This is a genomic window from Flavobacterium sp. MEB061 (assembly GCF_000834715.1).
Taxonomy (GTDB): domain Bacteria; phylum Bacteroidota; class Bacteroidia; order Flavobacteriales; family Flavobacteriaceae; genus Flavobacterium; species Flavobacterium pectinovorum.
In genome coordinates this window covers 68,422-81,889 of the sequence record NZ_JXQR01000018.1, presented here as the reverse complement: position 1 = coordinate 81,889, position 13,468 = coordinate 68,422, and the positions used below count along the sequence as shown (strand labels likewise).

Here is a 13,468-nt window from a genome sequence, read left to right as displayed (position 1 = left end):
GAAAATAAATTTCAATTTAGAACAAATTATTAACGGGACAAATTGATGGTTAAAATTATAAATAGAAATATTTTAGACAAAGTTCAATTATATAATAGTATTATAAGATTAAGTAGTCCTAATCTTAGAAACCATAAAGGCAATCAAAACCCCAAAAATCCCTATAAAAGCAAAGGAAAATTGAAGTCCGAAATTTTGGGCGATATGACCAATTATTGGAGGCCCCATAAGGAAACCTAGGAAACTTACGCTCGAAACTATGGTTAAAGCTTCTCCCGGCGGAACGGTTGGGTTTTTCCCTGCCATACTATAAACCGTTGGTACAATTGTGGCAACTCCTAAACCAACTGCCATAAAAGCAATCGTACACGGAACAATATAAGGGAGAAAAACTGCTGTGAAAAGTCCGGCAGAAATCATGACACCGCTAATTTGCATGACGCGTTCGCGACCAAATTTATTGATTAATCCGTCGCCTAAAAATCTTCCGCTTGCCATTGTAATCATAAATGAGGTATATCCTAAAACTACCAAAGGTCCCGGTGCCTGTACAATATCTTTAAAATAAACACCGCTCCAGTCGAACATGACGCCTTCGCTGGCCATGCTGCAAAAACCTATCACACCAAGCCAAAGCAAGGCGCTATCCGGCTTTGTAAATCGTTTTTTGGATTCTGTTTTATTTTTGATTTTTTCTTTGGCTCTAACCAAAAATTTAAAATTAAAAGCGACCATAAGTAATACTACAACGCCCACAATTATAAAATGATGTAATGGTGTAAGATTTAGAGCTAACATTCCTAAACCAACCAAAGCACCCGTGAATCCGGCGAAACTCCACATGCCATGAAATGCCGACATGATTGTTTTTTTGAAAAGTACTTCGGTATAAACACCTTGTGTATTTACAGCGATATTGGCTAAGTTTCCAAAGATTCCGAATAGAAATAAACCCAATGATAATTGCAATGCGGTTGTTGCCAATCCTAAATTAACCAGACATAAAACGTACATGATTAAGGAGAAAACCAAAATACGATGACTACCGAATTTAGTGACCATTTTTCCTGAAAAAGGCATAATAATTAACTGCCCCACCGGAAGCGCAAAAAGTATAGATCCCAAATCACCCTCGGTTAAATGCAAGGCGGTTTTGATATCCGGAATTCGGCTTGCCCAGGTTGCAAAACTCAATCCCATTCCAAAATAAAACATTCCGACAGCAAATCGAATTCGTTTTAAATAAGAGGCTTTTGCTTCTCTAAATACTTTCTTGATTTTTCCTTTGGTCTGGAAAAGTGATAACGGATTAAAATCTATCAAAGCTTACGGTTTTTGGGTTTGGTAGTATAAAAATAATAAAAACCTTCTTTATAGACTATTTATCTCCTGTTGTTCGTCTATTTATAACGTTATTGTTTATAAATTGTGAGCTTTTTGCCCACGGATTTTACAGATTAAACGGATTGTCGCTGATTTTTAATCTTTTCAATCCGATTAATCTGTGGCAAAAAACTAGTCATATAATGACAATATTATTTGTAGAGGTATACAGCAGTGCGTCATTTTTTTTTTATTGATAATAAAATTTTCAAAAGAAAAATCAGCGATAATCCGTTTAATCGGCCAAATCCGTGGGCAAATTAATCACTTTTCGCTCTGCATTACTTGCAATTGCAGCTTCGATAATCTGCATTACTTTTACACCATCTTGTGCTGTAACGGGTTCTGTTTTATTGTTTGCAATTGAATCGTAAACACCATCAAAAAACGAAAAATAATTCCCCTGAAGTGTTGGTATTCTGTCGCGAACTAATTCTCCGTTAATTTCTGTATGTAAAAGTCCCTGAAAGATTTCCGGTTCTGTTCCCCAGTCTTTTAAATTCGGTTTTTTGCCTAGTTTCAATTCATCTTCCTGAACATCGCCGCGAGGTTTTAAGAACGAGCCTTTTTTACCATGAATTGTATAGGCGGGATTAGCTTCTCTAACAAAAAAACTGGCTTTTAAACGGACTCTGAAATCTTCATAAATCAGCAACAAATCGATCCAGTCATCGACCAAAGAATTTTCTCTGGTGAAACGAATATCTCCAAAAACTGACTTTGGAGAACCAAACAAACAAACCGCCTGATCGATTAAATGCGGCCCTAAATCTTTGAGGATTCCCGCTCCGTCATTTGCGGTTTCTTTATGTGCTTTAGCACTTAATAAAGGATTATATCTGTCAAAATGGAATTCGGCTTCTATTAAATCTCCCAAAACACCATCATTAATTACTTTCTGAATAGTTTTAAAATCGCTGTCCCATCTTCTGTTTTGGAAAACGGCCAATTTTAATCCTTTTTCTTTGGCAATTTTGGCTAGTTCTTCGGCTTCTGCTACGGTTGTTGTAAAGGCTTTTTCGACAACGGCATGTTTTCCGGCCAAAAGCACTTTTTTTGCATATTCATAATGTGTTCCTACGGGAGTATTTACGATGACCAAATCGACATCATCTGCCAATAAATCATCGATTGTTGGATAACTTTTTACGGCTGGATAATCTTCCTGAATGAGTTTTTTACTTCTTTCCCAAGAACCTAATAATTCAAAACCTTCATGAATATCTAAAAACGGAGCGTGAAAAACTTTCCCCGACATTCCGTATGATAATAGTGCTGTTTTAATTTTTTGCATGATATAATTTTTATCAAAATAAGTTTAATTTTTTCTACCATTAAGATATTAAGTTTCATTAAGCTTTGAACTTAATTTTCTTAATCTCTTAATGGTTCAAATTAAAAACATTTATGTTTAGTTAAACTTTAGCGCGTGCGTATTGTTTTGGCCAAAGGATATCTTCGTTTAGTTCTTTGGCGAAATGCAAAGGCAAATTCGGATCTCTTAGTGATTCTCTGGCAAATAGAACTAAATCGGCTTGATCATTATTTAAAATTTCTTCGGCTTGATTTGCTTCTGTAATTAAACCAACAGCTCCGGTTAAAATAGCAGCTTCGTTTTTAATTTTTTCTGCAAATTCAACCTGATAACCCGGCTTTAACGGAATTTGCTGATGCGAAACCAATCCGCCTGACGAAACATCAATTAAATCAACTCCTTTTTGTTTTAATATTTTCGAAAGTTTTACAGATTCTTCCGGATTCCATCCGCCTTCTGCCCAATCTGTGGCTGAAATTCGAATAAACAAAGGCAAATCTGATGGCCATTCTGATTGAACTGCTTCCAGAATTTCTAAAGTAAAACGGATTCGGTTTTCGAAACTTCCGCCATATTCATCTGTTCTGGTATTAGTTAATGGTGATAAAAACTGGTGCAATAAATAGCCGTGTGCGCCATGAATTTCCATAACATGATATCCGGCTTCGACTGCTCTTTTGGTTGCTGCTTTAAAATCTGACGCTACTTTTTGAATACCAACTTTATCTAAAGCTTCCGGTTGAAAAGGTTCATCTTCATGATACGCGATTGCGCTTGGCGCAACAGTTTGCCATCCTCCATGAACGAAGTCTAACTTTTTATTGCCCATCCACGGTGCCGAAACACTTGCTTTTCGACCTGCATGTGCCAACTGAATTCCGGGAATTGCATTTTGAGAAACAATAAATTCGTTGATTGTTTTTAGTTTCTCAATGTGTTCGTCTTTCCAGATTCCTAAGTCTGAAGGAGAAATTCTGGCCTCTGGAGAAACCGCTGTGGCTTCCTGAATAATCAAGCCAACTCCGCCGCTGGCACGGCTTCCTAAATGAACCAAATGCCAATCGTTTGCAAATCCGTCAACTGAGGAATATTGACACATTGGCGAAATAACGATCCTGTTTTTTAAAGTGATTTTTTTTATAGTAAGCGGAGAAAACAATTTTGAAGCCATAGTTGTAACTTTTAATGATTTTGGGCTACCTATTAGGTACGATAGCGTTTAAAAAAGTAAAGTTAAAGCTTCTTCGTAAAACAAGAAATCTAAATGTTTATTAATTAACAAACATTTAAAACCTTATGTATTATCTTGCACTATCAAATTAAAATAGAAACGTTACTTTTGTGCGTTAAATTACGAACTAAAAATACAAAATGGATATAGTTATCAAACTCTCTCAATTTCTATTGAGTTTATCTTTACTTATTATTCTTCACGAATTAGGGCATTTTATTCCTGCAAAATTATTTAAAACAAGAGTTGAAAAATTTTACTTATTTTTTGATGTTAAATATTCATTGTTAAAAAAGAAAATTGGCGAAACTGAATACGGAATTGGATGGCTGCCGCTTGGTGGTTATGTGAAAATCTCGGGAATGATTGACGAAAGTATGGACAAGGAACAAATGGCTTTGCCGCCTCAACCTTGGGAATTTCGTTCTAAACCGGCATGGCAGCGTTTGATTATCATGTTGGGAGGAGTTACGGTAAACTTTATCCTGGCTTTTATTATTTATATCGGAATGGCATTTGCTTACGGCGATACATATGTAGCCAATTCTGATTTGAAAGATGGTGTTTACATCGAAAATCCTGCTATGATTAAAGCTGGTTTTAGAACCGGTGATAAAATTATTTCTATTGATGGAAAAAAAGTAGAGAATTTTGACAACGATATGAACATGAATGTAATCATGTCGAAACACGTTTTGATTGAAAGAAACGGACAACAACAAACGATCAATATTCCGAATGATTTTGTAGATCAGTTATCTAAACACGAAAAAGGATTGCTTGTAGGCATCAGAATGCCGTTTGTTGTAGGTAAAGTTGCTGAAGAATCTAAAAATACGGCTTTGAAACCAAAAGATTTAATTGTGAGTCTGAATGGGCAAAAAATAAAATATTTTGATGAGGCAAAGGTTATTTTAGAGGCTAACAAAGGTAAATCTATTCCTGCGGTTGTATTACGCGACCTAAAAGAAACTCCAATTACTGTAAACGTTTCTAAAGACGCAAAGTTAGGTGTTGTTGTTGGAGGTTTGGATATTAAATCTCTGGAGAAATTAGGCTACTATAAAATAAGTACAAAAGAATACAGCTTTTTCGAATCTATTCCGGTTGGACTTACAAAAGGTAAAGACCAATTAGTAGGTTACGGAAAACAATTGAAAATGATTTTTAATCCTGAAACAAAAGCATACAAACAAGTAGGTGGTTTTGCGGCGATTTTTAACATTTTCCCGACTTCATGGAGCTGGGAAACGTTCTGGTCGATCACTGCTTTATTGTCAATAATGCTTGGAGTTATGAATTTATTGCCAATTCCGGCGCTTGATGGTGGTCATGTGATGTTTTTATTATACGAAATAATTAGTGGCCGTAAACCGAGCGATAAATTCCTTGAAAACGCCCAAATGGTTGGTTTCGTATTACTTATCACATTGCTTTTGTTTGCTAACGGAAACGATATTTACAAGGCAATTGTAGGCAAGTAAAAATATTTGATAAAAAGTGTGAAAATATTTTTGGGAAATTAAAAATTCGACTATATTTGCACTCGCTAAAAAGAGCAACAACTTCCTCCTTAGCTCAGTTGGTTAGAGCATCTGACTGTTAATCAGAGGGTCCTTGGTTCGAGCCCAAGAGGGGGAGCTTATTAAATACCACTTACATATGTAAGTGGTATTTTTTTTGATATTTACTCGAAGAATCTTGTTAATCAGAGCCCCGATAGCTATCAGGACAAGAGGGAGCTTAAAAAAAAGACTATCAATCGATAGTCTTTTTTTTGTTTTATATTTAAGCTTAGTTTTTAACCAGTTTAGTGCCTTTCAATCCATTATTACTGATGTTTTCACTTTCAAACATACGCATCATTTCATCAGCCTTATCTTTTTGGTTAATTGCTTTTAATGCCTGCGCATATCTATAATAGTAAATTGACTCTAAATCAGAAGTCATATTAAACAGTTCTTCATAGTATTTAGCCGCCATAACCAAATCACCACTAAAATAAGCCTTGTCCGCAACTTTTGTAAGCATCATTATAGATTTATACCCTTTGTCTAAAACTTTTGCATAGGTGTCAATTATATCTATACTTATATACTTTGGTGCCTCAGTAGGAGCAATTACTTCTACTTTGATCGGTTCGATTTTTATAGCGCTGGTATCAACAATACTTTTTGACTGTAATGCTAATGCGGTATTGACTTTTTTTGCTTTGGTTTTTCTGTATATCGGAGTTACTGTCCTGGTATTATTTGGTCCCAGATCGTTTGTGTAGACCATATCTAATTTTGAAACTTCGTATTTTGTAATTCTTTTTCCGAAAGTCATATTAATAACTTCTTCTACATAATACCCCACAATAACGAGATCATCTTTAGGTGCCGTTTCAGATTTTGAAGCTGCGTTTCTGCTCGTGGAAGTCATTGCAATATCATTCGTTGTTTGTCCGTAAATATGAAAAGAAAGAACAGACATAGTTGCTATAAAATATCGTACATAAGCTTTCATAATAGATTGAATAAGATTATTACCAGTAAAAAAGTTATATAAATATACTGATTTTGAATTACTTATGATTTAGATTTACCGTAAATCACCTGAAAAACCGTTTAAGTGTAATTTTCTCTCACTTAAAGGTTTGCAATTGTTTTATAATAGATACAATTGCCAGCTGTACGAAAAATTGTATTTTTGTTTCACGTACTGTAATTAAGCAATAGGATTTATAAAAACACTAAATGTATCTTACAGCAAAAAACGTGTAATGTACTACAACCCTAATTTCTCAAGAATTTTAAATATCTTTGAATTATGAGCACACTAACAAAACCAAATCATATAGGGCGAAAAATTAGCCGTATTCGTGAACTTCGAGATATGAAACAAGAAGCATTAGCGCAAGCTTTAGGAACAAACCAACAGGCTATTTCGGCTATTGAAAACAGCGAAACAATCGACGAAGAAAAACTGAAAGCAATTGCTGAAGTTTTAGGCGTGTCTGTTGAAGGAATTAAAAATTTCTCTGAAGAAGCGGTTTTAAATATTATTGGAAATACAATTAATAATCACGATAATGCTTCTTCATTTAATTATGGTTGTACTTTCAACCCGCTTGATAAAGTTGTTGAACTTTATGAGCGTTTGGTTTTGGCTGAGAAAGAAAAAGTTGAATATTTGGAGAAGTTGTTGAAAGGGAAATAGATTTTCTTTGAAAACTATTATTATAATAAGAAAAGAGACCTTACGAGGTCTCTTTTCTTATTTATATCATTAAAAATAATTTAAATTTCTTTATATCTTCTTTTTATTACACTACATTTTAAATTTATTTTAGTTGTTTATGGAAAACCATAAAACAACTAAAAATCAAACATATACCTTTGTTTTTCAAAATTTGTTTTCGTTTCTTAATTATAAAATTAGGTGTTTATACGCGTATGTGATGTCACCTAAAAAGAGTTTATTTACCAACATCTTTTAAAATAAGAAATTCTAAAATAAATGACTTATATATATATATTAAATTATTAAACTACATCATTATGGCTAAAAACATCACATTTGAGTTGTCTACTGTAAATTTAGGCCCACATGAAGCTTTAAGTACTAAAGTTCAAATCAGCTCATTAGAAATGGGAATTTATGCAAATAATGGGACTGGTAAAACTTTTCTAAGCAGAGCTTTCAGATTGTCTAGCAAAGAAGAATTAGATAGTAATGATTCAAATAAACTACTAACAATTGGTAAGAATAATGGTTCATTTAAATTTAAAATATCAAATACAGCAGAACCTGGTATTTTTAGAGAACTAGAGTTTTCAATAAATAAGGATAAAATTCCAATCATTTCAAAAAATACAACTGGATATCTCTTTCGCGTATTTAATGACGATTATATCAAAGAAAACCTAGAAGGTTTAAAGTACAAACCAAATGGAGAAATAGATGGTTATATACTTGGCAAAGAAAAAATCGATTTATCTAAAGAAAAGGAAGAACTTGAAAAAACTAAAATTGAACTAGGATTAAAAGAAAGAGAATTAAAATCAAAAATTGCAAAAGCGATAGAAGATTTAGATAGTTTATCCATCAGAAAAAATACTGGAGAATATCAAAATATCAATTATAATAATTTATTCAATTCAGCATTAAATATTGTTGAATCTGAAAAATTCGGTGATTTAATTACTAAACACAATCAGCTAAAAGCACTTCCTGACAATTTACAAGATTTAAGGAATGTTAGTTATTTAAAGAAAACTACTACTCCTGACCAAATAATTGCTTTCTTGGATGAGAAATTTACTAAAAGCAGTATAGCTGACGGTTTCAAAACCAAAATAAAAAACAAGCAGGCGTTTATCGAAACAGGCATCAATTTATTTAAAGAAAATAATACTAATGAATGTCCTTTTTGTGAGCAAAATCTTGAGGAAAATGCTTTAAAATTAATTGATCAATATTTGGAATACCTTTCCGAAACAGAAGCAACTCAAATAAAAAAAGCTAATGATTTATTATCACAATTAGATCTAGAAAAAAAAGAAAACATTGAAACTCTAAAAACATTTAAGAATCTTGAAATTGAATATTTAAAAAATCAAAAATATATTCCTTCATTAGCTAACATCAACCTCAAAGAAATCAAAGACTTAACAGAATTAGATTCTGATTATAAAACAATTAATACCGCACTCAAAAAAAAGAAAGACGATATTTCAATCTCTCTTTTAAACGAAAATATTAAAATCGCAATAAAAAACATTCTTCTATGGATTCAAGATCAAAATGAAAAAATTCAAGAAAACTCATTAATAATAAAAAGTTTCAATGATAAAAAAAACAATATTAGTTCTGAAAAACTTGATCTGAATAAACGATTATGCAAAGCGAGATTAATTGAATTAAAAAAAGCAGAATTAGAAACAATAACAGAAATAAACAATTACAACTCAAAAATTAAATTGTTAAGTGATGATATTCTAAAAAAAGAACAAAATGAAAAAGTTTCAAAAAAACAAAAGGTTGTAGAAACATTCACTGAATTACTAACAAAATTTTTTGGTTCGAAATACTCTTTTGATGATAAAACCTTTTGTTTAAAATTCAAAAACCATTTATTAGAGTCTAATGCAAGTGATGTTTTAAGCAACGGTGAAAAGAGCATCGTTGCATTTTGCTATTTTATTGCTGAAACACATAAGTGCATCAATAAAGAAGAAGATTATAATAAATTATTTTTTATCATTGATGATCCAATATCTAGTCAAGATTTTCACTTTGTTTATGCAACATCACAAATTATAAGAACCCTAAACAAACGATTCAACATTCAAAGACTAAGATTAATCATTCTTACACATAATTTAGAATTTATGTCTATTATAATTAGAAATAAAATTATAGATCAGAAATTTATTCTTGCAAATAACAAACTTGAAACTCTTGGGAATGAATTAATAATGCCTTATGAAGAACATCTTAGAGATGTTTATGAAATTTCACAAGGAACTAAAAATCCATCACACACAACTCCAAACTCATTAAGACACATATTAGAAACAATAAATAGATTTATTGCTCCTGATATTGAGTTAAATGCCTTTTGTGAGAGAATTGATAATTTTGCAGATAATGAATTTTTATATTCGTTAATGCACGATGGATCTCATGGCGTATTAAGACTTCAAAAGCCATATACAGATCAAATGATTAAAGGAGCTTGTAAGGTTGTCTCTGATTATGTCCTTAAAGATTTTGCAGGACAAATAAAAATCATAACTAGTTAATACACCATATATTGATTTTACAAAGTTTTACAAAAAGAGAAAAAAATACAAGAAGTGTTTTTAAATCTAAAAAGTTCAAGTTAAAAAAAAGAGGCCGCCTAATATTAGACGGCCTCTTTTTATATGTTGATAAAAATTAATGGACATGCGATGGGTTCTTTACTTCTTTTTTTTCTGGACTTTGCACTTTTTCAAGTTCAACCTGTTTTTTTACTATTTTTTCCATATCTGACTTACTTATTTTTAAATTATTTATATCATTACTAATTATGATAACATTTACCTTACAGTAATCTACCTTTTTATCGGCATGTTCTAAACAGTCTTTTAAAGACCCAAAACATATAATTAAATTCGCCAGAAAAATAAAGAACACCATTCTATTTACAGCCAAGAATTTTTTTAATCCTCTTAGATAACCTTACAAAGGTACGAAAACTATCTGTTTTTAACAAGTATTTTTGTGAAAAAGAAAAGCACCATAATCCAAAAATTACAGTGCTTTTTTATATTTTGAATCTAAAATTAAATTAAACCCCCAACTTCTTAGCAATCTCACTAGGAATTCCTCCTTTATTTACCATTAAAGCAGTAGTTTTATATTTCACAAAATTCTTAGTTACAAACAAGAAACCTTTGTAGTCGTTTGTTTCTCCCCAAGAATTTTTTACGATGTAATATTCTCTTCCTGTTTGATCTTTTGCAAGACCAATAATGTGCATTCCGTGGTCGTCTGTAGTAGTGTAGTTGTCAAACGCAGCCTGACGCATTTCCGGAGTAATTTCCGGTTCTGGTTTTGGTCCGTTAAACATGTCTGCTTTTTCTTCAGCCGTCATGTCGTCGAATTTTTTTGTTGGTACGTATGCCACACCATTTTTCCAGCTAAAGCTTTTCTCGCTTACGTCTGTTGCCCACGCTACCGTATATCCTTTTTTCAACGCATTGTCGATAACATCGGTCATGTCGTTTACTTTTACGTTGTAAACCTGATCAAACGACCAGTTGTCCGGTACCATCATCGTTGTTTTTTGGTAATATGGCGCAGTTGTAAAAGATGACATTTCAACATAATCATCAGGATTAATTCCTACCACTTCTTTAGCAAACGATTGTGGCGTATAATTTTTTCCTTTGTAGGTAAAATTATCCGGCACTTTTCCTAAATAAGAATCGATAACGGCAGTGTATGCTTTTTGCCAGTTTGGCGTTAACTCACCATTTGGGTTTTTAACTACAGCAGTCAAAACACCTTCGATAAGCGCGGCCATTTCGCCAAATTTATTTTTATCGGTTCCGTAGTTTAAACCTGTGTAGACTTCTCTTGGTACGGCTCCGTATTTTTTATACATATTGGTTACATCGTGCAAAGCACCTCCGTCACCCAAAGTAACCGCGCCATGCATGCGAACATAATTAATTCCTTTTTCAACATAAACGTTTCTGGCAGAGTAAATTTGAGACAATTCTACAGGCTGTTTCCCTAAACGAATCATTTCTGACTCTAAAAAAGAGTTTGTAGCGTAACTCCAGCATGTTCCTGATGAACCTTGTGTTTTTACGGAAGTTGTTCCTAAATTAATTTGTTCTGTGAATTTAAAGTTCTCTTTACTTTTATCACTTGCATTTAACTTTAGTGAGTTAACCAAAACGTCTTGTGCAAAAGAACTGCTGACACCAACAAAAAATGCCGACGCAACAAAAACTGATTTCAACGTAATTTTATACATAATCAATGATTTAAATAGTTGACTAATTAGTCTACTACATTTTATTTTTGTTACAAATCAATTAAATAATACATTATTTGTGTGTTGTATAACCGTTAATTTTTTCATAATCTTTTTGTTAAGCTATATAAACTTACAAATTCTGCAATAATATCATGTCCTTTAAAATCAATACTAAATCTTATTCTTTATTTTTTAAATTAGTGGTATTTTGCCCGTTGTAAAAAAGCCACATCCACCCAAAATGTACGAACTCCAAAAAGAGAAATACTTAGGCAATACCAAAAAAATCTTCGACAATACGCAGGGAATTGCAGTTGTTGAAACGGAGTATCAAAACAAGGTTTATGAGGGCTGGCATTCGCACAACAATGCACATATTACACTTTTCCTGAAAGGCGGAACTACCGAAAAACGTAAAAACTTTAGCGAAACAGTAGGTCCGGGTTCCTTGTTATTTTATCACAGCGATGAATTGCATCTAAATCAGGACACCCTTTTTCCGTCGCAAAACATCAACATCGAAATAGAAGAAAAGCTGTTGAAAGAACTCCAGATAAGTGAATCGACAATCGAAAGATCGGTTCAAAATGCAACACTTACCAAATTTATAATCCTGAAGATTTTTAAGGAAAGTCTGGTTTCCGATGCTTTTTCCGGCGACACGATCAACATGTTATTTGCACAATTATCGAATTCTAATGCTCATTTGGAACGGTTTGAAAAAAGTCCGTTTTGGGTAAAGAATTTACATGAATTACTAAATGATTGTTGGAATGAAACTCCAAATTTGCACGATTTGGCACAGATTTTAAACTTAAATCCAATTACGATATCAAAACATTTTCCGAAATATTTTGGCTGTACTTTGGGCGAATACATGCGCCGGATCAAAATAAACCGTTCGCTTTCGCTGATACAATCCAATCCGGGTAATTTAACGGAAATTGCTTTTCAATGCGGATTTTCAGATCAAAGTCATTTTATCAGAACATTTAAAAGCCAAACCGGTTTTTTACCCAAACAATTTCAAAAATTATAAGAGAGGCAAATTTCATTCTATTTTTTGGTTTTGATGCGGCCTACATTTGCTTCATCATAAATCATTAAATACATCCAAAATGGAAACTCAAACTCTTTCTAGAAAACAAAAAATATTTAATTTTCCGTTAGTCAAAATTATTCTTGCACTAATTGTCACGATGGCTTTGGTTATTATCGGCCAGCAAATTATTGGCAAATTATTAGGATTAACTTCTCTTGACAGAAACTACAGAAATCTTATTAAAGGAATTTTGGTTTCGGTTCTTGCTTTAACGGGATATATTCTTTTCTTTAAATACTACGAAAAAAGAAAAGTAACTGAATTAGCCACAAACGGTCTTGCCAAAAACTTAATCATCGGAATTTTGATTGGCGTTGTTTTACAATCGCTGACTATTTTGGTTATTTACGCCACCGGAAGTTTTAATATTGTGGCTGTAAATCCTGTATCCTTTATTATTATTCCGCTTACAGTTGCTTTTACGGCTGCCATTCTTGAAGAAATTTTAATTCGCGGTATTCTTTTCAGAGTTCTGGAAGAAAAACTGGGAAGTTATATTGCTTTGGCTATTTCGGCTGTAATTTTCGGAGCACTTCATTTATCAAATCCAGGCGCAACATTAGTTTCTGCTTTGTGTGTTTCAATTGAAGCCGGCATATTATTGGGTGCCGCTTTTATGTACAGCAGAAATTTATGGTTTCCGATAGCGATTCATTTTGCGTGGAATTTTATGCAATCGGGCATTTTTGGCGCAATAACATCGGGAAACGAAAAATCAGAAAGTTTATTAATTACTAAAATCGAAGGTTCTGTATGGATTACCGGAGGAGAATTTGGTCCCGAAGGAAGTTTTCAGGCGATCATTTTTTGTTCTATAGCTTCGGTGATATTACTTTTTTTATGTTATAAAGAAAACAAGATTGTGAAACCTTATTGGCAAAAATAAAAATTGAATCTAAATAGCAAACCCGACAGTCC

At 32.8% G+C, this 13,468-nt stretch carries 11 protein-coding genes and 1 tRNA gene; 6 read left to right on the top strand and 6 right to left on the bottom strand.

Translation table 11 applies throughout. The annotated features are described in order from the left end of the window. Positions 1-108: 108 nt before the first annotated feature. The 3 genes from RT99_RS10965 to RT99_RS10955 form a co-directional block, all read right to left on the bottom strand. Positions 109-1,323, bottom strand: coding sequence for an MFS transporter (locus RT99_RS10965; protein WP_082036948.1), 1,215 nt, complete (start codon positions 1,321-1,323; stop codon positions 109-111). A 295-nt stretch (positions 1,324-1,618) separates the two neighbouring features. Continuing rightward, the gene (locus tag RT99_RS10960; protein WP_042564792.1) at positions 1,619-2,677 is read right to left on the bottom strand and encodes a Gfo/Idh/MocA family oxidoreductase; all 1,059 of its coding nucleotides are present in this window, start codon (positions 2,675-2,677) and stop codon (positions 1,619-1,621) included. A 121-nt stretch (positions 2,678-2,798) separates the two neighbouring features. Continuing rightward, entirely contained in the window at positions 2,799-3,869 is a 1,071-nt protein-coding gene (locus RT99_RS10955) for an NADH:flavin oxidoreductase/NADH oxidase (RefSeq protein ID WP_042564791.1), read from the bottom strand. A 200-nt stretch (positions 3,870-4,069) separates the two neighbouring features. Here RT99_RS10955 and rseP point away from each other — a divergent pair, with 200 nt between their 5' ends. Then, positions 4,070-5,413, top strand: a complete 1,344-nt coding sequence (gene rseP, locus RT99_RS10950; protein ID WP_042564790.1) for an RIP metalloprotease RseP — start codon at positions 4,070-4,072, stop codon at positions 5,411-5,413. An 83-nt stretch (positions 5,414-5,496) separates the two neighbouring features. Next, a tRNA-Asn gene (locus RT99_RS10945) sits at positions 5,497-5,570 on the top strand. 153 nt (positions 5,571-5,723) lie between these two features. Here the strand turns inward: RT99_RS10945 and RT99_RS24680 are convergent. Further along, positions 5,724-6,437 carry a hypothetical protein gene (locus RT99_RS24680; protein ID WP_052483645.1) on the bottom strand — a complete coding sequence of 238 codons (714 nt, stop codon included), beginning with the start codon at positions 6,435-6,437 and terminating at the stop codon, positions 5,724-5,726. A gap of 303 nt (positions 6,438-6,740) precedes the next feature. Here RT99_RS24680 and RT99_RS10935 point away from each other — a divergent pair, with 303 nt between their 5' ends. Together RT99_RS10935 and RT99_RS10930 are read left to right on the top strand one after the other, a co-directional pair. Further along, the gene (locus RT99_RS10935) at positions 6,741-7,130 is read left to right on the top strand and encodes a helix-turn-helix domain-containing protein (RefSeq protein WP_042564789.1); all 390 of its coding nucleotides are present in this window, start codon (positions 6,741-6,743) and stop codon (positions 7,128-7,130) included. Positions 7,131-7,471: 341 nt separating this feature from the next. Continuing rightward, on the top strand, positions 7,472-9,718 hold the full coding sequence (locus tag RT99_RS10930) for an AAA family ATPase (RefSeq protein ID WP_042564788.1): 2,247 nt from the start codon (positions 7,472-7,474) through the stop codon (positions 9,716-9,718). A gap of 136 nt (positions 9,719-9,854) precedes the next feature. On the opposite strand, the gene RT99_RS10925 is transcribed toward RT99_RS10930, so the two are convergent. Next, positions 9,855-10,112, bottom strand: a complete 258-nt coding sequence (locus RT99_RS10925) for a hypothetical protein (protein ID WP_042564787.1) — start codon at positions 10,110-10,112, stop codon at positions 9,855-9,857. 136 nt (positions 10,113-10,248) lie between these two features. Further along, the gene (locus RT99_RS10920) at positions 10,249-11,445 is read right to left on the bottom strand and encodes an aminopeptidase C (RefSeq protein ID WP_042564786.1); all 1,197 of its coding nucleotides are present in this window, start codon (positions 11,443-11,445) and stop codon (positions 10,249-10,251) included. A 244-nt stretch (positions 11,446-11,689) separates the two neighbouring features. Here RT99_RS10920 and RT99_RS10915 point away from each other — a divergent pair, with 244 nt between their 5' ends. Then, a complete protein-coding gene (locus tag RT99_RS10915; RefSeq protein WP_042564785.1) occupies positions 11,690-12,487 on the top strand; it encodes a helix-turn-helix transcriptional regulator in 798 nt (265 codons plus the stop codon). Between the two features lie 79 nt (positions 12,488-12,566). After that, positions 12,567-13,436 carry a CPBP family intramembrane glutamic endopeptidase gene (locus tag RT99_RS10910; protein ID WP_042564784.1) on the top strand — a complete coding sequence of 290 codons (870 nt, stop codon included), beginning with the start codon at positions 12,567-12,569 and terminating at the stop codon, positions 13,434-13,436. The last annotated feature ends 32 nt before the right edge of the window (positions 13,437-13,468 follow it).

Bases quoted from the DNA above. Each gene is read 5' to 3' on its own strand.
- RT99_RS10960 (WP_042564792.1), bottom strand. From the start codon at position 2,677: ATGCAAAAAATTAAAACAGCACTATTATCATACGGAATGTCGGGGAAA.
- RT99_RS10955 (WP_042564791.1), bottom strand. From the start codon at position 3,869: ATGGCTTCAAAATTGTTTTCTCCGCTTACTATAAAAAAAATCACTTTA.
- rseP (WP_042564790.1), top strand. From the start codon at position 4,070: ATGGATATAGTTATCAAACTCTCTCAATTTCTATTGAGTTTATCTTTA.
- RT99_RS24680 (WP_052483645.1), bottom strand. From the start codon at position 6,437: ATGAAAGCTTATGTACGATATTTTATAGCAACTATGTCTGTTCTTTCT.
- RT99_RS10935 (WP_042564789.1), top strand. From the start codon at position 6,741: ATGAGCACACTAACAAAACCAAATCATATAGGGCGAAAAATTAGCCGT.
- RT99_RS10930 (WP_042564788.1), top strand. From the start codon at position 7,472: ATGGCTAAAAACATCACATTTGAGTTGTCTACTGTAAATTTAGGCCCA.
- RT99_RS10920 (WP_042564786.1), bottom strand. From the start codon at position 11,445: ATGTATAAAATTACGTTGAAATCAGTTTTTGTTGCGTCGGCATTTTTT.
- RT99_RS10915 (WP_042564785.1), top strand. From the start codon at position 11,690: ATGTACGAACTCCAAAAAGAGAAATACTTAGGCAATACCAAAAAAATC.
- RT99_RS10910 (WP_042564784.1), top strand. From the start codon at position 12,567: ATGGAAACTCAAACTCTTTCTAGAAAACAAAAAATATTTAATTTTCCG.